The organism is Paenibacillus sp. BT-177, from assembly GCF_025846815.2.
Taxonomy (GTDB): Bacteria; Bacillota; Bacilli; order Paenibacillales; family Paenibacillaceae; genus Paenibacillus; species Paenibacillus polymyxa_C.
Window position 1 is genome coordinate 21854 of the sequence record NZ_JAOYTP010000011.1, and the last position, 21518, is coordinate 43371.

Annotated in this window: 16 protein-coding genes and 2 riboswitches; of the genes, 6 read left to right on the forward strand and 10 right to left on the reverse strand. The window is 44.4% G+C overall.

What is annotated here, in order from left to right; all coding sequences use genetic code 11:
- Positions 1 to 11 precede the first annotated feature (11 nt).
- The 3 genes from OIU26_RS22655 to OIU26_RS22665 all read left to right on the forward strand — a co-directional run bounded on the left by OIU26_RS22655 (position 12) and on the right by OIU26_RS22665 (position 3775).
- Positions 12 to 911: an ABC transporter permease gene (locus tag OIU26_RS22655; protein ID WP_436449195.1), complete on the forward strand. Its 900-nt coding sequence runs from the start codon at positions 12 to 14 to the stop codon at positions 909 to 911.
- Between the two features lie 43 nt (positions 912 to 954).
- Positions 955 to 2775 carry an oligopeptide ABC transporter substrate-binding protein gene (opp4A, locus tag OIU26_RS22660; RefSeq protein ID WP_264218093.1) on the forward strand — a complete coding sequence of 607 codons (1821 nt, stop codon included), beginning with the start codon at positions 955 to 957 and terminating at the stop codon, positions 2773 to 2775.
- Positions 2776 to 2836: 61 nt separating this feature from the next.
- Positions 2837 to 3775 (forward strand): LysR family transcriptional regulator, encoded by a 939-nt coding sequence (locus tag OIU26_RS22665; RefSeq protein WP_264218094.1) that lies wholly within the window; start codon positions 2837 to 2839, stop codon positions 3773 to 3775.
- 27 nt (positions 3776 to 3802) lie between these two features.
- Here the strand turns inward: OIU26_RS22665 and OIU26_RS22670 are convergent, their stop codons facing one another.
- The 4 genes from OIU26_RS22670 to OIU26_RS22685 form a co-directional block, all read right to left on the reverse strand.
- Positions 3803 to 4453 (reverse strand): amino acid ABC transporter permease, encoded by a 651-nt coding sequence (locus OIU26_RS22670; RefSeq protein WP_264218095.1) that lies wholly within the window; start codon positions 4451 to 4453, stop codon positions 3803 to 3805.
- A 14-nt stretch (positions 4454 to 4467) separates the two neighbouring features.
- On the reverse strand, positions 4468 to 5127 hold the full coding sequence (locus OIU26_RS22675) for an amino acid ABC transporter permease (protein ID WP_040102312.1): 660 nt from the start codon (positions 5125 to 5127) through the stop codon (positions 4468 to 4470).
- Positions 5128 to 5198: 71 nt separating this feature from the next.
- Positions 5199 to 6029: a transporter substrate-binding domain-containing protein gene (locus OIU26_RS22680; protein ID WP_013369051.1), complete on the reverse strand. Its 831-nt coding sequence runs from the start codon at positions 6027 to 6029 to the stop codon at positions 5199 to 5201.
- A gap of 46 nt (positions 6030 to 6075) precedes the next feature.
- The gene (locus OIU26_RS22685) at positions 6076 to 6858 is read right to left on the reverse strand and encodes an amino acid ABC transporter ATP-binding protein (RefSeq protein ID WP_436449193.1); all 783 of its coding nucleotides are present in this window, start codon (positions 6856 to 6858) and stop codon (positions 6076 to 6078) included.
- A gap of 284 nt (positions 6859 to 7142) precedes the next feature.
- On the opposite strand from OIU26_RS22685, the gene OIU26_RS22690 reads away from it, so the two are divergent.
- Positions 7143 to 7607 (forward strand): cupin domain-containing protein, encoded by a 465-nt coding sequence (locus tag OIU26_RS22690; protein WP_013369054.1) that lies wholly within the window; start codon positions 7143 to 7145, stop codon positions 7605 to 7607.
- A gap of 80 nt (positions 7608 to 7687) precedes the next feature.
- Here OIU26_RS22690 and OIU26_RS22695 read toward each other — a convergent pair whose 3' ends face one another.
- From OIU26_RS22695 to OIU26_RS22715, 5 genes are all read right to left on the reverse strand, one after another.
- Positions 7688 to 8305, reverse strand: a complete 618-nt coding sequence (locus OIU26_RS22695; protein WP_264218096.1) for a GGDEF domain-containing protein — start codon at positions 8303 to 8305, stop codon at positions 7688 to 7690.
- A 135-nt stretch (positions 8306 to 8440) separates the two neighbouring features.
- Positions 8441 to 9091, reverse strand: coding sequence for a class D sortase (locus OIU26_RS22700; RefSeq protein ID WP_264218097.1), 651 nt, complete (start codon positions 9089 to 9091; stop codon positions 8441 to 8443).
- Positions 9092 to 9197: 106 nt separating this feature from the next.
- Positions 9198 to 12827, reverse strand: coding sequence for a collagen binding domain-containing protein (locus OIU26_RS22705; protein ID WP_264218098.1), 3630 nt, complete (start codon positions 12825 to 12827; stop codon positions 9198 to 9200).
- 360 nt (positions 12828 to 13187) lie between these two features.
- Positions 13188 to 13958: a transglutaminase-like domain-containing protein gene (locus OIU26_RS22710; RefSeq protein ID WP_264218099.1), complete on the reverse strand. Its 771-nt coding sequence runs from the start codon at positions 13956 to 13958 to the stop codon at positions 13188 to 13190.
- 51 nt (positions 13959 to 14009) lie between these two features.
- Positions 14010 to 14091, reverse strand: a riboswitch (cyclic di-GMP riboswitch).
- 37 nt (positions 14092 to 14128) lie between these two features.
- A riboswitch (cyclic di-GMP riboswitch) is annotated at positions 14129 to 14207 on the reverse strand.
- Positions 14208 to 14314: 107 nt separating this feature from the next.
- Positions 14315 to 15190 (reverse strand): helix-turn-helix transcriptional regulator, encoded by an 876-nt coding sequence (locus OIU26_RS22715; RefSeq protein WP_436449194.1) that lies wholly within the window; start codon positions 15188 to 15190, stop codon positions 14315 to 14317.
- A 583-nt stretch (positions 15191 to 15773) separates the two neighbouring features.
- Here OIU26_RS22715 and OIU26_RS22720 point away from each other — a divergent pair.
- Together OIU26_RS22720 and OIU26_RS22725 are read left to right on the forward strand one after the other, a co-directional pair.
- On the forward strand, positions 15774 to 17030 hold the full coding sequence (locus OIU26_RS22720) for a DUF445 domain-containing protein (RefSeq protein ID WP_264218138.1): 1257 nt from the start codon (positions 15774 to 15776) through the stop codon (positions 17028 to 17030).
- 146 nt (positions 17031 to 17176) lie between these two features.
- On the forward strand, positions 17177 to 20239 hold the full coding sequence (locus tag OIU26_RS22725) for an ATP-binding protein (protein WP_264218100.1): 3063 nt from the start codon (positions 17177 to 17179) through the stop codon (positions 20237 to 20239).
- 108 nt (positions 20240 to 20347) lie between these two features.
- On the opposite strand, the gene OIU26_RS22730 is transcribed toward OIU26_RS22725, so the two are convergent.
- Positions 20348 to 21499 carry a response regulator gene (locus OIU26_RS22730; RefSeq protein ID WP_264218101.1) on the reverse strand — a complete coding sequence of 384 codons (1152 nt, stop codon included), beginning with the start codon at positions 21497 to 21499 and terminating at the stop codon, positions 20348 to 20350.
- Positions 21500 to 21518 lie beyond the last annotated feature (19 nt).

The following is a 21518-nucleotide window of genomic DNA, read 5'->3' on the forward strand; positions in this document are numbered from 1 at the left end:
TTATGGTGTCTATGCAGGTGAAGGAAGTCTTCTCGCCGGAAATCATTCGTAAATCACCGTCTAGCTGGTCTGTACTGCGTCGTGAACTCGTACGTGACAAAATGGCCTTGATTTCCATTGGATTTGTGGCTCTGTTCTTGATTTTTATATATGCCTCTGTCCTGTTTGTCAATCAGGATGTAGTCACGACGGTCGATTTGGGTGCGATCCGCGAAGCTCCCGGTTCAGTGCATTGGCTGGGTACGGACCGAGCGGGCAGGGATATATTCGGCCAGCTGGTCATTGGGGCCCGCAATTCCTTTACCATTGGCTTTACGATTACTTTGTTATCCGCCGCCATCGGCTTGACGCTGGGCTTACTGGCTGGGTTTTATGGAGGACTGGTTGATAACATCATCATGCGAATCATTGATTTTATCCTGGTGCTTCCATTCTTGATGCTGGTTATCGTATTTGTCAGCATTGTGCCCAAAAGCGGCATAGGTTCCTTTATTTTTATTATGACTGCCTTTTTATGGATTGGAAAAGCGCGCCTGATCCGGGCCAAGGTGCTGTCTGAGCGGGAACTGGACTACGTGCAGGCTTCCAAAACCCTTGGCACACCCAATTGGAAGATCATCTGGTTGGGTGTGCTGCCCAATCTCAGCTCTGTTGTGATTGTTAATCTGACGCTCAGTCTTGCGGGAAATATCGGGATCGAGACCGGGCTTTCCTATCTCGGCTTTGGCTTGCCGGAATCTACTCCGAGCTTGGGGACACTGGTGAGTTATGCGAATGACCCGGATGTATTGCAGAACAACTGGTGGATGTGGTTGCCTGCCTCACTGCTTATATTGGTGCTAATGCTGGCAATCAACTTTATCGGTCAGGCACTCAAACGTGCCACGGATGCCAAACAACGATTGGGTTAAACCGAAATTCAAGGATAAGGACAACAACAAGGAGGGGATTACAATGGTTAAACGCTGGAAAAAAGGAATTCTGCCTGTTCTATCTGCCATTTTGGTGCTTTCTTTGGCTGCATGCAGCGGCTCGCCTTCCGCTTCGAATGGAGCAAAATCGTCTGACGGTACAGGTGGATCAGGGGCCGACAGCAAGCAGGTGAATGCGACTGCGCTGGCAAAGGCGGTCAAGAACGATAACCCCCCGATTAAGGGCGGCATCATCAATTATGCACTTGTGTCCGATACCCCTTTTGAAGGTATTCTGAATCCTGTATTTTATGATGGAAATCCGGATTTTGAAGTCTTCCAGTTTTTCTACCCTTCCCTGTTTTCGATTGATTCCAATCTGAATATTGACGATAAAGGAGCGGCGACGATTTTCTTTTCCGCAGACAATAAGGCAGTGACTGTCAAAATTGATCCCAAACTGAACTGGACAGATGGTAATCCCGTAACGGCAGAGGACTATGCTTTTTCCTATGAAGTGATTGGCCACAAAGACTATGAAGGTCCACGTTATGATAGTTTTATGACCAACATTGTAGGTATGGAAGATTATCACGCCGGCAAGGCCAAAACCATTTCTGGCATCAAGGTGCTGAATGAGAAAGAGGTTACCATTCATTTTAAGGAACCTAATCCTTCGGTAAAGTCGGGACTTTGGTCCACACCACTGGAGAAGAGGGTATTCCAGAACATTCCCGTAAAGGATATGGCTGGATCTGACCCTGTCCGCAAACATCCGATTGGCTATGGGCCATTCAAAATTAAATCTATGGTCACAGGTGAATCTGTGGAATTCGTCAAAAATGAAGATTATTTCCGCGGTGCGCCCAAGTTGGATGGCCTTCATCTGAAGGTTGTGAATCCGAATGTCATTACTGAGGCGTTGAAAAGCGGAGAAATCGACTGGGCCAGCTATCCAACCACCCGTTACAATGAGGCCAGTAATCCGAAAAATGTACAGTTTCTCGGTCAGGAGGAATTATCTTATAGCTATGTAGGCTTTAAGCTGGGCAAATTTGATCAGGCCAAGAGTCTAAATATTATGGACCCGAACGCCAAGCTGGCGAACAAGTCATTGCGTCAGGCCCTTGGCTATGCGCTGAATAATGAGCAGGTTGGCAAGCAGCTCTATCATGGGCTTCGGACTCCTGCGACATCCCTGATCCCGCCCGCCTTCAAGGGATACCATGATGTGAATGCGAAGGGCATTGCGTATGATCCAGACAAGGCGAAAAAGCTGCTGGACGAGGCAGGATATGTGGATACCAATGGAGATGGATACCGTGAAGACCCTAAGGGCAAGGAACTGGTGCTCCATTATGCAGCAATGAGCGGGGATGCGACGGCCGAATCGCTGGCTAAGTTTTATTTGCAAAATTGGAAGGATGTCGGGCTTCATGTCGAACTGGTGGACGGTCGTCTGCTTGAGTTCAATTCTTTCTATGACCGTGTGCAGAAGGATGACCCGGGCATTGATATTTTTGGCGGCGCATGGAGTACAGGTACAGATGTAAACCCTAGTGGGCTGTATGGACGCGGAGCCAGCTTTAACTACTCGCGTTTTACCAGTGAAGAGAATGATAAGCTGTTACAGGAAGGGGTGTCTGTGAAAGCCTTTGACGACAATTATCGTAAAGATATATACAATCAGTGGCAGGCGTATATGAGCGAGGAGGCGCCGATTGTACCGACGTTATTCCGTTACTCGTTGGAGGCAGTAAATAATCGGGTAGCCAATTACGATATTACCCGCGGCAAGGAGTACGATGCAGACGCGTTTGCGAATATTACGTTGACCGCGGAAAAAGCAGAAGTAGCCCAATAATCTAAAAAAGCGCAATAACCTGAAGAAGCGCGAACCGGATTGATCCGATCTCGCGCTTCTTTTGACCTGTTCATGCAAACATTCTGGGGATTCTCGAAGGGAGAGAAGGAAGACGGAAATACGTCAGCTTCAATACTTCATAGCCGTATGCGAGGAACTGCATTTTACGAAGGCTTCGGAAAAGATCGGTATCTCTCAACCCACGCTTAGCTTGCAAATTAAGGCGCTGGAAGAGGAACTGGGCATGACGCTCTTTGACCGTGCAGGCAAGAAAATCAAAATGACAGATGCCGGGAAACTGCTGCTGCAACACAGTGCGCATGCGCTCAAAGATTTACAGCAAGCGAAGGCTTCTATTGAGGAACTGCGTACCGAGCAACGCGGCAGTTTACGGATTGGTATCGCATTACCGGAGCTAGAGGAGTCGTTGCAAGAGATGTTTGCCCACTTTCATCGGTCATTTCCTAAAATCAGCTTGCACATCTGTCCATCCTTTGATGTAACAGAACAGCTGCTGGATAACCGTGTGGACGTTGGCATCACCCTACATTCGGGTACAGATGAAAGGCTTGTCCAGCTTCCTCTTCGCACAGAGAACTACTGTCTTATTGTCCCCGTAAATCATGCATTTTCCAATCGTTCTTCCCTTATGCTGGACGAATTGAGGCATGTACCCTGGGCGATGCAGCCAGAGTGCCATCCCGGCAGGAAGCTGATTGAGAAATGCTTCCGTGATCGCGGGTATCCCTTTGCAACCGTCCTGGAAACAAATTCTATACCTTCAATCCTGCGCTGGGTGCAGGAGGGACTTGCCGTAACCCTACAGACGAAGTCCCTTGCGGCCGAACTGGATCGTTCACTTTTTTGCACGGTACCTATTTTGCGTGGCGTGCCCCAAGGTCAGCTAGAGTTGGTTTATCGGTCTGACCGTTACCAGGGAGAAGCAGTGAAGCGATTAATTGAAAAGATACAAGCTGTACTAACAGAGTGTTCCAACTAGTGGCAACCCTGATGAGTACTACGTGCTTTAATGTGTACGAACTTCTAGCCTGCGTGCAATCAGTGACATACTGTAATTAACGGCAAAGTACAGGAAAGCGGCGAACAGCAGAGCTGGAATGACAAAAGATTGATTTTGTCCACCGACGATCTGAATGTTATGCGTCAGCTCCGGCAAACTGATAATGACAGCCAGTGAGGTATCCTTGAATAGGGAAATGAACTGGCTGACAATAGGAGGTACCATGCGACGAAGCGCTTGGGGTAGAATGATATGCCATAAGGTTTGAGAATAGCTTAGACCGGAGGAACGTGCGGCTTCCAGCTGTCCTTTATGGACCGAATTGAGACCGCTGCGCATAATCTCGGCAATCATGGCTCCCTCGAAGATCGACAGTCCTGTAATGGCTGCCCACTTGAGGGAAATCGATAATCCGATGGATGGCAAAACCATGCCGATGAAGAAAATAATGAGCAATAAGGGCAGGTTGCGAATCAGATCAATGATAAAGGCTGCAACCTGTGAAAGGACAGGTATACGGGCATAGCGCAGGATGCCGAACACAATACCGAGAGCGAAGCTGAATATGATAGAGTAAATAGCGACCTCCAGCGTGAGCAGGAAGCCCTCCAGTATAAAACGCACATTAGGCCATGCAAACAATCCACCGAAATCCATACGGGCTTCCCTCCTTAGGATGTTTTGGACAAGCGTCGCTCCATATATAGCACAAGAAAGCTGAGCGGAACCGTCAATACAAGATACAGCAGCGCCGTGATCGCATAGACTGTGATGGGCAGAAAGGTATCTGAGTTAATGAGATCCGAGTAATACATGAGATCCAGTCCAGCCACAATGGCCAGTACGGAAGAGTTTTTAACCAGATTGATGAATTGATTGCCGATTGCAGGCAGTACAATTTTAATGGCTTGCGGTAAAATAATGCTGATCATCGTCTGGTTGTAATTCAACCCGGAGGACCTTGCCGCCTCAAATTGTCCCTTGGGTACAGATTGAATGCCGGCACGTATAGCTTCTGCAATAAAAGAGGCGGTGTACACAGTCAATCCAAGCGTTCCAGATACAAAGCCGTCCAAGGGGATGCCCAAAGTGGGAAGACCGAGATAAAAAAACAGTACAACAATCAGCAATGGAATATTGCGGATGACCTCTACATAGACAGTACCGATCCAGTTTAGCCATTTAAAAGGCGCAATTCGGAAGATGGCAATGATAGCCCCCAGAATGAAGCTTCCGATCAAGGCAATAACACTAGCTTGAACGGTATGAAGCAAGCCTTCTCTGAAACGATCGCCATGATCGAAAAGTACGTTGATATCAAAAGTTAGCATCTACGGGTATACCTCCTTATCCAGAGCTAAGAAAGGAAGGAGCACGCAATCGCGGCTCCTTCACAAGATCATTATTCGGGTTTAACCCCAAGCCATTGCTCATGCAGCTTATCGTATTCCCCATTGCTTTTCAGTTCCTTGATCGTATCATTAATGGCTTGCAGCAGTTCGGTCTGCCCCTTTTTCACTGCAATGCCGTAAGGTTCCTCTGTGAAGTTCCCACCTACTAGGGTATAATTCGGATCTTGCTGTTGCATGCCAAGCAGAATAGAGTTATCGGTCGTCAGCGCTTGCCCTTTACCTGCCTTGAGGGCGTTGAAGGCATCTTGATAGTTTTCGAACTCTAAAATCGTTGCTTTGGGCGCTTTTTCGCGGATATTTTTTGCGGAGGTAGAGCCTTTAACAGCGAGTACCTTGGTATCGGGTGTCAGGGACTCCAGACCGGTGATCGGGCTTCCTTTTTTCACGAGTAGGGATTGCCCTGCATTAAAGTAGACATCGCTGAAATCGACCTGTTTTTTGCGCTCATCCGAAATGGTCATCGTGGCGATAATAGCGTCGATGTCCCCATTTTGCAGTAAGGTGATTCGTGTTTTGGACGTGACTTCCTTGAGTTCGAGCTTGGTTTCATCACCAAAAATATGCTTGGCTACAGCCTTGGCGATGTCTATATCAAAGCCCTCGACTTTCCCGCTAGCCGGATCTTTTAGTCCGAATAACTTGGTGTCGTACTTCACCCCAACGACCAGTTTTCCACGCTGTTTGATGGCTTCCAGCCCGTTGGAAGCTGCTGCTTCATTTCCTGACGTTGCTGCTTCTTGCTTACCTCCACAGCCTGCCAAGACGAGCAGACAGGTTAATGCAACCAGCACCAAAGTACTCCACTGAAATCTTTTTCTCATCAAAATGATCCCCTTTCAATTTTTATTCCAGTTAATAATAGTCTGTTTAATGATGAATCAGACGGCTCAGGAACAGGCGAGCCCGTTCTTCACCCGGATTCTGAAAAAACTCAGCAGGTTGGCTGTCTTCCAAGATCTGTCCTTTGTCCATAAAAATCACGCGGTCAGCCACTTCACGAGCAAAGCCCATTTCATGAGTGACGATGACCATCGTGATGCCTTGATGGGCAAGCGAGCGCATGACATCCAGCACCTCTCCGATCGTTTCGGGGTCCAGAGCTGAAGTCGGCTCGTCAAACAGCATAATTTTCGGATTCATTGCGAGTCCACGGGCAATTGCAACCCGCTGTTGCTGTCCACCGGACAATTGGGCGGGGTAGCTCTGTGCCTTTTCTTCAATTCCGACACGCTTCAGATAGGTGAGGGCAGTTTGAATAGCTTTTTCTTTCGGGATGCCCAGTACCTTCATCGGTGCCAGTACAATGTTCTCAATCACCTTTTTGTGGGGATACAGATTGAAATGCTGGAACACCATCCCGATATTGCGGCGGAAGGCGTTAATATCAATCTTTTTGTCATGCACGGGGACATCGTTAACGATTAGCTCCCCATCAGATATCGTTTCCAGACGATTGATGCAGCGAAGCAGGGTGCTTTTACCTGAGCCGGAGGGACCGATGATGACAACGACCTCGCCCTCCTTAATCTGAAGATTGATGTCTTTAAGTACATGAAAGTGACCGTAATGCTTGTTGACATTGCGAAATTGGATCAGAGAGCTCACCCCTTTTTTTGACTTGAATACATCGCTTAGTAGACAGACTGACATGATTAAGCTCTATTAGAATTTCGAAATTTCTCTCATGATACTATAAGCTTACAATAAAAAACAAGATTTTATGTCAATAAACTTTACGTGAAAAGTGTTTTTGGCGGTTTTCATACTAGTTATTTGTTATTTATATGATGAAAACGAATATATATCCACAATTTAATGTTATTTAGTTTGACATAAACTATGAAACCTCGACATGCAGAGGGGGAAACGTGACAAAAGGAGCGCTATGTTTTACAGTAGGGAAGAAGGAATTTAGGGTAAAGGAAGGATAGACAATGACGAAAGCTATTTCACCGCTAGTCACGGCATTGGGTATGGAGCCCCATCCAGAAGGCGGCTGGTACAAAGAGATGTGGAAGGCCAATTTTCAAATTCCGAAGCCTGTACTACCGGATGTGTATTCCGGTCCGCGCTTTGCAGCTTCGTCTACGTATTTCTTGCTGCATCCGGGTGAGTTCTCCGAATGGCATGTGGTCCATTCTGACGAGCTGTGGTTGTACCATAGTGGAAGCCCTATAGAGTTAAAATTGGGTGGAAGCGGAGAAGAACCTGGCGAAGAAACGGTAATTATCGTTGGCGCAGACGTGGAGGCAGGACAACATCCACAAGCACTCGTACCAGGAACTGTATGGCAAACGGCACGTCCGCTGGGGGATGAGCCTGTGCTGGTAACCTGTGTTGTTGCACCAGGATTCCACTTTGATGATTTCAAGCTGATTGCCAAAGGTAAGGTGGAGTAGGAATATTTTATCGGCGGGTATAATCCTGGATAAACAGGACTTACCCGCCTGATTTGTTGTTACGGGTATTCTTGTTAGTGTTAGAGAGTTGCCATTTGTTGTATACTTTGGATCTTTGTTTTTTTTCGAAAACCAGCTGCAAACTTTATCACTCGTGCAGTACCATATGATCTGACGTTTGGCCTCTGTTTGATCCTCTGGTATACAGCATAGCGGTTTCTCCCCATTCCTTTCGCTTGGTACATGGCGATATCGGCCTCTTTCAGTAAAGAAGGCAGGGGCTTCTTCGGAGAAGGATGCATAGTAATCCCGATGCTACCTGTAACCTGAAGATTGATTCCCTGGATGTTATAAGGAACGCTGATTTTTTGCAGCAGCAGTTCTGCCAGAACTGTGACCTGATCGGCATCATAATCCTTCATAATGAGTAGAAATTCGTCACCACCGATTCGAAAAGCTTTCTGATGGGAGTTTGTTACCTGGAGTAAATGATCGCTTACCCGTCTGAGCAGCTTATCACCGATTTGATGTCCATTTGTGTCATTAATGGCTTTGAATCCATCCAGATCAAGATACATAATAGCAAAGCCTTCCTTGCCGTTGCTTCGTTTCCAAAATAGCTCAAGTGCATTCCGATTGAACAGACCCGTTACAGGGTCCTGATAGGCAAGTTTCCGCAGCAAATTTCTTTCCATCATCACAGAATGTAAAAAAATTAACGTATATATCCACAGCGCCAAAGTTAGACCGATTAGAAGTAAGGCTGTTAAAGATATACTCAATGGGTTCACCACCAATATAGTTTATAGGTTATTCCGCTTCTATTAGCGGCATTAGGTTAGTTGTCTGGCATGAACGATGAGTCGATGTGTCGGATTTACAAGAGGATCACAGGTAATTAGTGTGAGAAGCTTTTGTTTCTTGATGCTTTTTAAAACGGAGACATTTGAAGGAGTGACGACTGAAATGTTGTAGACCTTGTATACGTATTTTTCACCCCGAGTGTGAATTAGAATCTGATCTCCGATTTTCACCTCATTAAGCCGGTTAAATAAACGTCCAGTTGTTCGTGAGCGATGAGCGGCTATGGCAGCATTCCCCACCTGGCCGAGTGTCGCAGTTTCCGACATATGTACGGCTGCATATCTCATATGCTGTTGGGTTGCACCTTCGAGTACAGGAAGTTCCAGCCCGATACGATCAATCTGGATTATAGCGATTGGGGCTTGCTCTGAAGCCGACGATGGGGGAGTGGCTTGTGACAATTGTGGCCCATCCGCTGCTGCAGTATTTGTCAGCCAATTGGACAAATTTGTATATCCTTTCATCATTTCGGGAGTCAGTGTCGATGTATCTGTATTTGATAATGATTCAGCTTCCTGTAATAGCTCTTTTTGCTTTTGATCTTCCAACCATTCATTAGCGGTAGGAAATAACATGATGATGATTCCTAACATGATGCTCACGTATGCCAGCTTACGCAATTAAAAAGCCTCCTAATACAGTAATCCATAGATCGGACATGTAAAATAATTCCCCTTCTCGCTAGTGATGAGCTGAGAAGGGGGATTTTTGATTATAAAATGTTATTTATTTTTTATGCGTTCGTCTATAACCCAGATAGGCCCCCAGAAGAATTAAGAACATGCCACTTACATAGAAGGGAGCAGGACTGTCTTCTCCTGTCTTTGGCAATGTATCCACCTTGGGTGTATGACCCGGATCACTTGGATTCTCTGGTTTTTCTGCTGGTAGGCGGATTACACCCTTAGGTACTGGGTCTTCTTCAATCTTCACGGGCGGAGAAGGCTCCTGGTGAGGATCGGCTTCCGGTGTCTCAGGTTGCACCCCTGGTTCAGCGGATGGTTGCGCCTCTGGTTCTACAGGTGGCTGTTCAATAACCGGAACGCCCAACGGAACATCCTCATCCTCGATAATTTTCGGTTCTTCGGTTGTTACGGGCGTAACAGGCGTCGCCGGAGGTTCAGTTATTTCAGGGTCCTTATCATGTTTTTTGCCTGAGCCCGGACTCGTAGGTGTACCCGGATCGGTAGGTGTACCTGGGTTTGTAGGCGTACCTGGGTTTGTAGGGGTGCCTGGATCAGTAGGTGTACCCGGACCCGGATCAACAGGAGTGTCTTTTTTGTTGGTGATTACGATTTGTTTAATGCCTGAACTTTGTTTGATAGTTGCATCTATTTTGATTTCTGTTTTTGGCGCTGTTATTTTGTAGCCTTCAGGAGCAGTAAGCTCCTCCAGGATGTAGTCATCATAACTCAATGAAGAAAATACGATTTTCCCGTCCAAATTGGTAGTTTGGACAAGAGGTGCTCTTTTCTGATTCTTGTCATAGAGTGCAAAACGTGCCCCGGATAGAACCTTATTGTGATCGTCCTCATCAACTTTGGTAATCTCCAGACTTCCCGTAACTCCTCCTCCTGATCCTGAACCAGAGGATGTGCGCACGGTAATTTCCTTACTTGTTTCCCTGATTTCGGTGGTCAAACGGTCGCCCTCGAAATTAACCTTATTGCTCACTTTTGCCTTGTCTTCAGCTTGAAGAAAGGATTTATATTGCAAAATATAACCTGATGATATAGCCTTCGCAAAGGCAAGCTCAAAGGATTGCTGACCTTGAGCAGTCGTTGTTATTTTTAGCTTATAATCCTGATCCTTGACTAACTCAGTGTCCCTAACAGCTTCTCCGTTGGCAGACACTTTGGTGGAGTATAGATGGAAGGAATCTTCAATCAGAATTTGATTATTGCTGGGCGTATCCACGATCTTCGCGTTGGAGACATGGGATTGCCCTTCATTGATATGGATGTTCCAGTCGATTTTATTTCCATTCTGAGCACCGGACTTTGTCACGTATTCTCCACCGTGGGGCACAGTCACTTTGGCAGCCCATTCCGAATCTACATTTTTTCCATCCATAAGCAGAGCGTTATTGTTAATCTCTTTGTCAATAAGCTCTCCTTCCAATGTTGTTTGGAAAGTGACCCAGTAAGGAGAGTTGATGGACTGGTTAAACTGGATGCTCAGTTCGTTGTTGTTAGCGGCGGAAGGCAAAACAAGAGTATATTGGCTCGAAGGCACTTCGCCCCCTTTTTGTACGCCATTCCACCACCCGAGCAGGGTCATATCGTACACTTTAACTGAATTTGGGACCAGTTTTTGTCCTTGTAACAAGGTATCCCTAATTTCAGCATGATTCAGAGTTTTGCGGTTATAGTTGGCCTTAATGTCCCATGTAATTTGCTTGGAGCTGGCATTGTAACTACCTGACTTCGCGCCATTTTGCTGGGTCATATTGTCCGGCCATAATCGAGCTTCGGCCTCAGCAGTTTGTGTTGGTCCGTTGTATAACCAAGTGATAGAGGTTTTATTCCAAAAGTCAGGCTTGGTTTTGTCGATTTTCCATTCATTGTTAAAGGTAGTTGTATAGTTAATGGTGTACGTGTCTTGAATCTTTTTATGAAAACGTATAGTGAACCCTTTTTTGTAATCCAGCGTAAGAGGGATCAGTTCGTAGTCTGTCGGTGATGTTAGTGTTGTTTTTCCGTCCGCGCTTTGGATCTTCAATGTGTTCGGCAATAAGGCCAGACCGCCATTCGGAAAGGCATCGTCGATAACGATTTGATCCATTGTATACTTATCCGCATTAATAGAAATGACCCAAGGAATCGTTTTGGTGTTATAGTTCGGTTCCTTATAGCCTTTGGTGATAATTATACTTTTCAGTTCGGTGGTTGTTTCTTTTGTTACCCCACCAGAAGTTACACTGTTCGTTATTTTACTATTTTTAACTACACGATCTATAGCCTTTGTTTGATAACGGATGGTATATGGGGCTTCAATATCCGTATTGAAAAGCAGATTGAAACCATTGGTACCATGATCGTCAATAACTGGAGTGACGCTGTATTGGGATGCAAGGAGCTCATCCTGTGTATCCCCTTTATACACTTTAAGTGAATCTATGATGAGTTGTTGGCTGTTATTAAAACGGTCACTTAATGCGGCTTTAGCTGCGGGAATTTTTTTGTTGGCAAAATTATATTTGATTGCCCATGAGATCGTTTGTGTGACTGGGTCGTATTTCTCCACTTTTTTGCTTAAAAAATCCCCGCGTTGAACAGTGACTGTAGCTGTTGCGGAGGTATCCTTCACATCGTCCCCTGAAAAAGTGGCTGTGTTGGAGAAACGAGTATCCTCGCTTGTTATGTTTGTGGAGTATTGAATACGGTAGGCGCTGTTAATACTCTCCTCGTTAAAACGGATTCTGAAGCCCGGCACAACCGGATCAGCCTCTACTGTATACTTATCTGCGCTAACAGTGTCCCCCAGCACGGTGGTTCCGTTCACATTAATTTGTAAATGGTTTACCCGGATGGAGTCCTTGACTAGTTCTAGTCCTTGGGGAGTTGGGTCGGTTACTACAGCGTGTTTGATAGGATCCAAGTGTTTATTTACGTCAACTGTCCAATGAATTTGGTCTTTTCCATCAAACTTTCCTTGTTTCTCCATTGTAGGACCAGCTGCAGGCTTAATATTTACGATAGCCGTTTGCTCGCCGCCTTTGATCGGGATCGCAATAATAACTTGTGTACTGCCTTTTTCTATTTGTGTGCTAAATTCAGTTTTGATCTCTAGCTTACCGCTGACATTAGAGTGGCTTTCTACGTAATCATTAAATGTCATAACCACTTTACCTTGACGGTCTACGGTAAAATGACCTACTTCACCATCTGTATTCGTCAAAGGAGACGTAATATCTGTGTAAATTTGGAATTGCTCAGGTAATTGAAAGGTAAAGGTGTCTCCAGCTTTATACGTATGGTTGGGCAGTTCCCATTCATAGCCTAAATGGATGGCGGAACCAATATCAATACGGCTATCGGGATTATACACTGCATCAATAACACTTCCAGTAGAATCTGTAAGGGTTAGCTTGGTTAAAATACTTTCTTGAGTTGCCCTAACTTCAGAAGTTGAGCCAGCAGTTGGTTCAGGGACTGGAGCCGGGACAGCAGGTGGGATGTTAATTGGCTCTGAGGGCATTGGATAAACATCGTTAGTCACACTCTGAACCGGTTCGGTTCCTGGGGTCACTGGCAGATTAGAGTCGGGATTTTGTGCATAAGCTTGTGTTGTGCTGAACAAACACTGCAAAAAGAGCAATAGCGCAACCGTTGCTGCATTCCATTTTTTTCTCATACGGTAAACAAATCTCCTATTCTTAAAATACTCTTATTTAACGGCTAATGGTTATTCCTTCGAGGTCGAGAGAACTGTATTTATATATTCATCATTCATTCATATGATGCTATGTTAGCCGCATTAATTACTTGTTCAGAATTTATGAAAATTTATGTTCGGGGATGAACTTCCTCCTTTTGTCTCGAAATTAGATAATGGTTGGAAATCTCATTGTCTTCCTGGACTAGAATACATGCCACATCTCAACAATTTCTCAACAAGGATAGAAAAAGAGCCTTGATCATGTGATCAAGGCTCTTCAAGAAATGTAGTTCTATTTTTTCATTTTTTAAAAAATATGAATTAAAAACATTGATATTAATATTGCTTTGTTTTAATGTATTTGGAGGGATCTTTGATCATTTCGAATTTCTGCTTACCCATATACAGTGCTGCATCTACTGTAGTGTCTACGACCATCCATTGATTGTCGATGTAGACCTCATTCCAGGCATGGTAAGTGTCCACGTAGGAGGATTTGCCCATAACCAGCTTGGTTGGTACATCTACACTTCGTAACATAGCAGCCATCAGTGAAGCATAACCATAACAAATATCTTTTTGAGAGCTTAACGTATGATCAATTTGTGGCAGATAGTCAGTCGTTAAGGCAAAGGCCTGATTGGAGTCATACTTGATATGACTAATTACGTAGTCATAGATTTTTTGGAGCTTCTCGCGATCCGTTGTTGCACCTTGGGTTAACTCACGGGCTTTTTGAATCGCTTGATTAGTACTACTCCAGTTAATATTTTGAACGGAATTAAGATACACCGCCTTGCTATCGTTTAGCTTTAACTCGATCGTATCTTGTCCTATCACTTTATATTGATTACCACTAAGCTGTTCCAAAATACTGATGTTATAGTTCCCATTACCCATTTGGAGAGGAAATACTTCTTCGGATTTCCCGGGTGTTAGATTATAAGAGTATTTTTGTGCATCTTTGGTAACCAAAATCTTGGTTTTAACGTTAGGTTTAACGGGGTAGCGCACACTGACCGTCCCATGATTTACATTGTTTTGATCCAACCATGCAACACTATCAGCAGCGTAAATTGTCGAATTTAAGAGTATTGCGGACAGCATGAAAAATAGGAGAAGTGTAGAAAATATCATTTTCCCCATAAAAAACTTCCTTTCGGTGGCCAGGCTGCCATCATAAATAGAAGGCCCTATAGCTTTGCGTCCCTGCCTTTCGACAAGTTTGCCATTTCGTATAAAGTTTTCGGAAAAAAGCACGACAAAAAGCCACTTCAACCGGTAGCTGGCTGCCATCATACAGAAGGCCCTGTAGCTTTGCGTCCTTGCCTTTCGACAAGTTTGCCATTTATCCTGAATAGCTTGTATTTTTATTCTATCAGTTAGGTACTCTATTAGGCAAGTTTAAATCTCAAATTTTCGCTATTTATCGACAAAGCAAGCTTGGAGATTATACATAAGACCTATTTTATACGGTTTCCCCATTTTTTGCGATAGGAATGAGGCGTTTCTCCAATGTGCTCTTTGAACAGATTGATAAAATGACTTGTGTTGGGAATGCCCACATATTGTGCGATGTCCACAATAGCTACATCACTAGTTTTAAGCCAGCTTTGAGCAGCCGTGATACGAACATTAATAAGATACTCAATAGGGGAAAAGCCAATCTGTTTTTTAAAGTTTTTAGCCAGGTTGAACTTGTTTAGACCAAACATTTCTGCTAGCGAATCCAGCGTGATCCGTTCGCAATAGGATTGATCCAGATATTGCTTTACCTTGCGCACCTCTGCCGTTCCATCTGAATTCGCGTTGGGATTGGTGTAGGGGTGCTGTAAAATAATCGTTAACAAGTCAACGATTATCCTGGATGAGAGCAGCTCAGAGGATAAGCTTCGTTCTGGCTGTACATGTAATAAGGTGCGCAGCTTGTCCAATACTGCACTTGAATCCTTTAGTGAGATTACGGGCTTATTGTGTTTATCGAATTGTTCGTAGAAATGGTCAATAAGATTGCCATATAGATTCACACTAATAAACTCCCATGTCTTCTGACAGGAAGTTTTGTACTGTACATATTCTTCGCAATTAATAAAAAGCATATCATGAGGTTTCAATATATAATCCTTGCCCCGGTATTGTAATTCCCCTCTCCCGGACAGAGTAAAAAGGAGCAAAAAAGAGGTGAGCTTTTGCCGTTCCATTACATAAGCATCTGTTTTGAAATAGCCTATTTCCTGTATATAAAAGAGGGATTTTTTAGCAAAAGCAGAGGGTGTACATATAATTGCAACTGGATCTTCGCTCCAGACATACTGGGCATTTTTTTGGTTTGTTGTCATATCCAATTCCTTTACAAAAGAACAATTTTAGTAAGACAATTGTAGTTTGTTTCATGAATATCCTTTTAGAACCGGAGTTCCCATTTACAAAGGTTATTTTATCACATTAAAGTATATTCATGTATCGATTTGAGGCTATACATTATATAACAAAATTAACCAGAAAGCACCTATTTGAAAAGGATAGGGTTCTTCTGGAATTCATTCCTTAAATTGATGGAATAAAGAATGATGTTGGGAATAATTAACTTTATCAATGAATGTATCATAATCTTGCAATTCCACTTTTTGAGGCATATATCCTTTAGGTTGCAAGAAAAATGGGACCATAATTCGACAAAATGATTCAAAGGGCTCATTTTGTTAGAAAATAGTTGTAACTTAATTGTTGTGATTTTGTTCACGAAAATGTATGGATAAGTGTGGTTATGCGAACTCAATTTAAGCTAATGTGCAAATTTTAAATATCATGCAATTTGTTGACAATAGAGTATGGTGACCTTTGGTATCTGCACAGGCAATGATATGATGGTACTACAGATGAAATGAAACAAATTTTACAGTTAGTTTGGAGGACTACATGATGGGAAAAACAAAAAACACAAAAACCGCAGCAGCTTGGTCACTTGTTATGATGGGAGCGGGCTTTGCTGCTACGTTACCTTTTCAACAATTTGGCTGGGCCCGTCTTTTGGCCGGATCTTTTGAAGCCGGACTTGTAGGAGGGTTGGCAGACTGGTTTGCCGTAACCGCGTTATTCCGTCATCCGCTGGGCATTCCGATTCCACACACAGCGCTTCTCCCTAAAAATCGGGGAAAGCTGACCGATGCCTTGGTTAACACGGTCGAGAACAATTTGCTTCATAAAGAAAGTATTGCATCTAAAATTGCCGAGATTAGACTGGCAGAGCTGGTGCTGAAAAGTGTGGAAAAAGGAATACGTACGCCCGAAGCGGTCGCTTTTATAGATGTTCTTGCCAAGCAACTTGTCCGTTCGATTCCGCTGGCAGAGCTGGCCCCGGCCATCTCAACTGGGATTAAACGACAGGCGACAGAATTCGATATAGGACCATTGCTAGAGGTGCTCGCCCGGCAAGCTGGCGAGCGAAAGTATGACCAACGGGCGTTGGATTATGCGCTGGAGCAGACGGAGTCCTGGCTACTGCGGTCAGACACCGGGGTTACGCTAGGCACCCTGGGGATGCAGGCTGTTAGCGGCTTGCAGGTCAGCGGGCTTATGCAGTTTGCCCTGAACGCTTTCCTTGGCTATTTGAATGAGGAGCGTATGGGCGAGATGATTCGTCACTTTTTGCTGGACCGCGTAGCGGAGCTTCGAGATGAAGGACATCCGCGTCGTCAGGCCGTCCTGGATGGGTTCAACACACAGTTGATTCATCTGGCGGCCAAAGATACGGTCAGGGAGGGGCTGAATCACTGGAAAAACACCTTTATTGATTCTTGGGAAGGTGATGCAGCCATATCCGATAAGCTTGAAGAGCTTCGTCGTAATCTGCTGGATTACATGGAAGATGCCAGTTATGTAACGGCGTACATTGTACCTTTGCTGGATCAAATGCTGTCTGATTTATGGAGAAATACGGGGCTGCTGGACAAGATCAATTCGTGGATCGTAGCAGGTGTTACCGGAGTAGTGGAAGCAAACCATAGTCAGATTGGTAATCTGGTTCGAGAAAATGTAAATCGAATGGATGATGCCTCACTGATCGCTTTAATGGAGGACAAGCTGGGGCAGGATTTACAATGGATTCGGATTAACGGTGCGCTTACAGGTTTTCTGATTGGAATTGTGCTTACTGGGGTTCGTATGTTGCTTGAGTAGCACGGACAATCTGAGCTAAGGAACGATAAATGAAATTTGTGTAGATAAGGTTGTGAAACTATGAGGATTGGTCACCATCCAATGCTGCTGGTTCAGATGAGAGCCCGGCAACGGTACGTTGATGTATGGTGCCGGATCACCAGTAGATGAATAAGCGGAACTTTTTTTTAATTACGCTGTCATTTCTGATCGTGATTATCGGCTTGCGTTTGTTGTGGTTTGATTATTACCACAATCAGGATTATCCCCGGGCCAAGGCGGGAATTCTGGATCTGAGGGGCTTGAATCTGCAGGAGATAAAGACCCTGCCATTAAATGGGGAGTGGGAGTTTTATCCTGGGACTTTATCTTCTTCTGCCGAACTGAAATCCTTACTTATGCAGAAGCAGCGCCAGACCATTCAGGTACCAGGATTATGGAGTGAGTCGGTATCTCCTGTTGATCATAAGGCATATGGCGTTGGAACCTATCGGCTGCTTATTTTGAGTGACAGGTCGGAGGACACTCTATACGGACTTCGGATTGGAAAGATCAGTACGGCATCCAACATATTTGTGAACGGTCGTTTAATTAGTCATAGTGGTCAGGTCTCTAGCAAGGTCGAACAGCATATAGGATCAACTGTTCCATTCTCTGCCATGTTTGATGCGAACAGGCAGGCCATTGAGATTGTCATCCAAGTATCCAATTTTGATTTCTCTGCTAGTGGAGGAATTATGAAGCCTATCATTTTTGGAAGCGCGGATGCTGTGAATAGCCGAACCAACTTCACGATCGCAATGCAAATTATGGTATGTATTATTTTGTTGCTTCACGGGTTATATATAGTCGTTATATTTTTTATGAATCCACAAAAGAAGGCGCTTCTGTATTTTGCGGGAATTGTAATCTGCACGGTATTATCCATCCTGACAGACGATGACAAGCTTTTATTGGACTGGTTCCCCATTAATCTGGGTCTTTCGTTAAAGATAACCACCCTTTCCTATATTGGAATAGGCATGTGTGTACTGAAGCTAGCGCAGTCTCTGTTGGTTCGATCCCGAATCATTCAGATTGTTTTTATAGGCCACTGTTGTTTTGCGATTTTGGTGTTACTTGCACCTGCATCCAGCCTGTATGCATTTCTTATGGTTCTTATCGCATTACCGGCTATTACTCTATGTGCTACAGTTCCCTCCCTTGCTTTTCTTAGAACATTCAGAGGGCAAAAAGAGGCTGTTTTTCTGTTGCTAGCATCCATTAGCATCGCATCCAGCATGCTGTGGGGCATTTTCAAGACGAATGACCTCCCCTATTACCCTTGGGATATTGTGCTGGCTTTTGTGGCATTTGCATCCTATTGGTTCAAACGGTTTTTTAATACGAATGCTGAACTGAGAAGGCTGTCGGACAGATTGCAGCGCGCTGATCAGGTGAAAAATGAATTTTTAGCCAACACCTCTCATGAGCTGCGAAATCCACTGCATGGGATGATCAATATAGCACAGACTGTGCTGGAGAACCGGGGCGGCGCCCTGGATGAACCCAACAGGAGAAACATGCAATTGCTTGTTACGGTCGGCCGCCGTATGTCCTTATTATTGAATGATTTGCTGGATGTTACACGTCTACGTGAAAAGGATATTATTCTGGAAAAAAGAAGCCTGAAGCCCAAGGCTGTAGCCTCGGGTGTATTGGATATGCTTCAATTCATGACAGATGGGAAACCTTTAAACATGGTAGTTAACATCCCTGCTGATTTTCCGAATGTATTAGCGGATGAAAACCGAGTAATCCAAATCCTGTTCAATCTCCTTCACAATGCTGTTAAACATACTGCTGAGGGGACTATTTCCGTTCACGCACACATCCAAGGCGAAATGGCCAGTATTCAGGTGCGTGACACTGGCGTTGGGATAGATGGGGAGACGCAAAAGCGAATATTTCGTCCATATGAACAAGGAAATTCTCATTTGACGGTTATTGGGGATGGGCTTGGACTTGGGTTGAGTATCAGCAAGCAATTGGTGGAGCTTCATGGAGGATCTTTGAGTGTAAGTTCTGAACTTGGTCAAGGCTCAACCTTTTCTTTCACACTACCGCTCGATCCCTCACCTACCCCAGACGAATCACGAGATAACGAGCAGGTATGTATGGATGAAGAAGCAGATACTGATTTTATAGCTCTACAGAATGAGGCTGTGATGCAAGTTGCAGCAGGCTCTGCACGATCTGCCATACTCGCAGTAGATGATGATCCGGTCAATTTAAGGGTGTTAGAGGGCATTCTCGCCTCGGAGTCGGAGCCTTACGAACTTGTCACTGTAACCAGTGCCCAGGATGCCTTACATAGGCTGGATCATCGGGAATGGGATTTAATTATAGCCGATGTCATGATGCCCCAAATGTCGGGTTATGAGTTAACTCGGCGTGTGAGGGAATACTTTAGCATTTCCGAGCTGCCTGTGTTGCTGTTGACTGCACGTAGTCAGCAGGAGGACTTATATACGGGATTTCTTGCAGGGGCCAACGATTACATTATGAAGCCTGTGGATTCCATGGAATTGAAATCAAGGGTCCGTGCCTTGACTGACGTTAAAAAGTCCGCAAGGGAGAGGCTTTGGATGGAGGCTGCATGGTTACAGGCACAAATCAAACCTCATTTTTTGTTTAACACCTTGAATACCATTGCATCTTTAAGTCATGTGGATCACACCAGAATGGTGAATCTTATTGAAGAATTCGGCAAATATTTAAGATCAAGCTTTAACCCTCAAAATCTGGATAGAGTCGTATCACTGGAATATGAGCTTGCTCTCCTGAAATCTTATCTTTATATAGAGAAGGAACGCTTTGGCAATAGACTAGATATTGTATGGGAAGTAGACGAACAGATATCTTTGTTATTGCCACCGTTATCGATTCAGCCACTTGCAGAAAATGCAATCAGGCATGGTATCATGAATCGGATAGATGGAGGAACATTGTGTATTCGTATTCAGCAGCGGGAGGATGGAACAGAAATAGCGATCATTGATGATGGTGTGGGCATGAGTCAAGAGGAACTGGACCGTCTGTTGAGTCCTCATCAAGAACAGGATAGCGGGATTGGATTACGGAATACAGATCGACGTTTGAAGCAAGTATACGGTAAAGGATTATCTATTAGCAGTCTTCCCAACCAGGGTACAACGGTAAGCTTCCATGTTCCCCAGGTACAAAGATAAGGAACATAATATCTCTGTCCCGTAGGTCCTCTATACAGAACGAGGCGAAGTAAGTGACGCTTCTAATGGGGACTCTACGGGTACGGAGAATGATTCCCAGTCGTGAAATTAGGCATGAGCCATTTGCCACTCTTTAAACCAATTTGTAATTTGTTCATTGGGCTTCTCATGAAGCTCTTCCCATAAGACGGATGATAATAAATCATACCATTTGATCACTAAGCTATTTTTATTCATCTCAGCATAAGTCTTCATTAATCCCCAGTAGGCTTCCTCTTCTTGGGGATGACGACTACAGATGCCCTCATAAATAGAGATCGCCTCTTCAGGCTGGGAGTTCCCTCTATACCATTCTGCCATTTTTAATGATACGGATAACCACATTTTATGCAGCCTTTGGCGTTCACTTTCAACCCACCAAAAATCATATTCTTGTAAATAGTCCCCTTTGTAAAGTTCCATCATTTTTACATAATATGGGATTGATTCCTTGTTCATCTGTGGAGCGGATGCCAGGAGAGACTCCCATCTTTCTGTATCTAACAGAACGTTTTGCGTGTGCAAAATATAACCGCCATTAGTATTGGAAATCTCTAAAAAGGAATGATACGGCGCTATCGTTTTTCTAATGTAATAAGCGGCTGTATATAAAAGAGAGTAGGCCTTATCTTCTTCATATTCTGGCCATAGTAATTCAATCAAAGCTGATTTGCGAACCCATTGGTCATGATTTTGGAGCAAGTACAAAAACAACTCCTGAGTCTTTTTAGTCCTCCACTGAATAACAGTGGGTTGCTGATCCGGTAATGTAAAGACGACATATTGAAAAACCTGTAACTGGAGAACAGAAGGCTGATTCTCAGGCATGGAGGCAGCTTGATCGTCACGCTTCAGAATGCGATTCATGGTTTTGATAAGACGTTCTGTCGTGACCGGCTTGAGCAGATAATCCAGTGCGTTAAGCTCGAAGGCCTGAATAGCGTACTTATCGTAAGCTGTAACAAAAACGATCTGAATATGGGGTTTGTGCTCCAAAATTTGATTTGCTAATTCAATTCCGCTGATCCCTGGAAGTCTTACATCCAAAAAAGCTATATCTATATCATCAAGTAGAATATAGTCCTTAGCCATGAATGGATTCGTAAAAGCTCCTGCAATATGTATGCCTTGTAACTCGCCAAGCAGACGCTTCATATAATCCAAAGCTAACTCTTCATCATCGACAATAACAATCCTTGTCAATATCTCTGATCTTTCCACGTGTACTGTACTCCTTTGT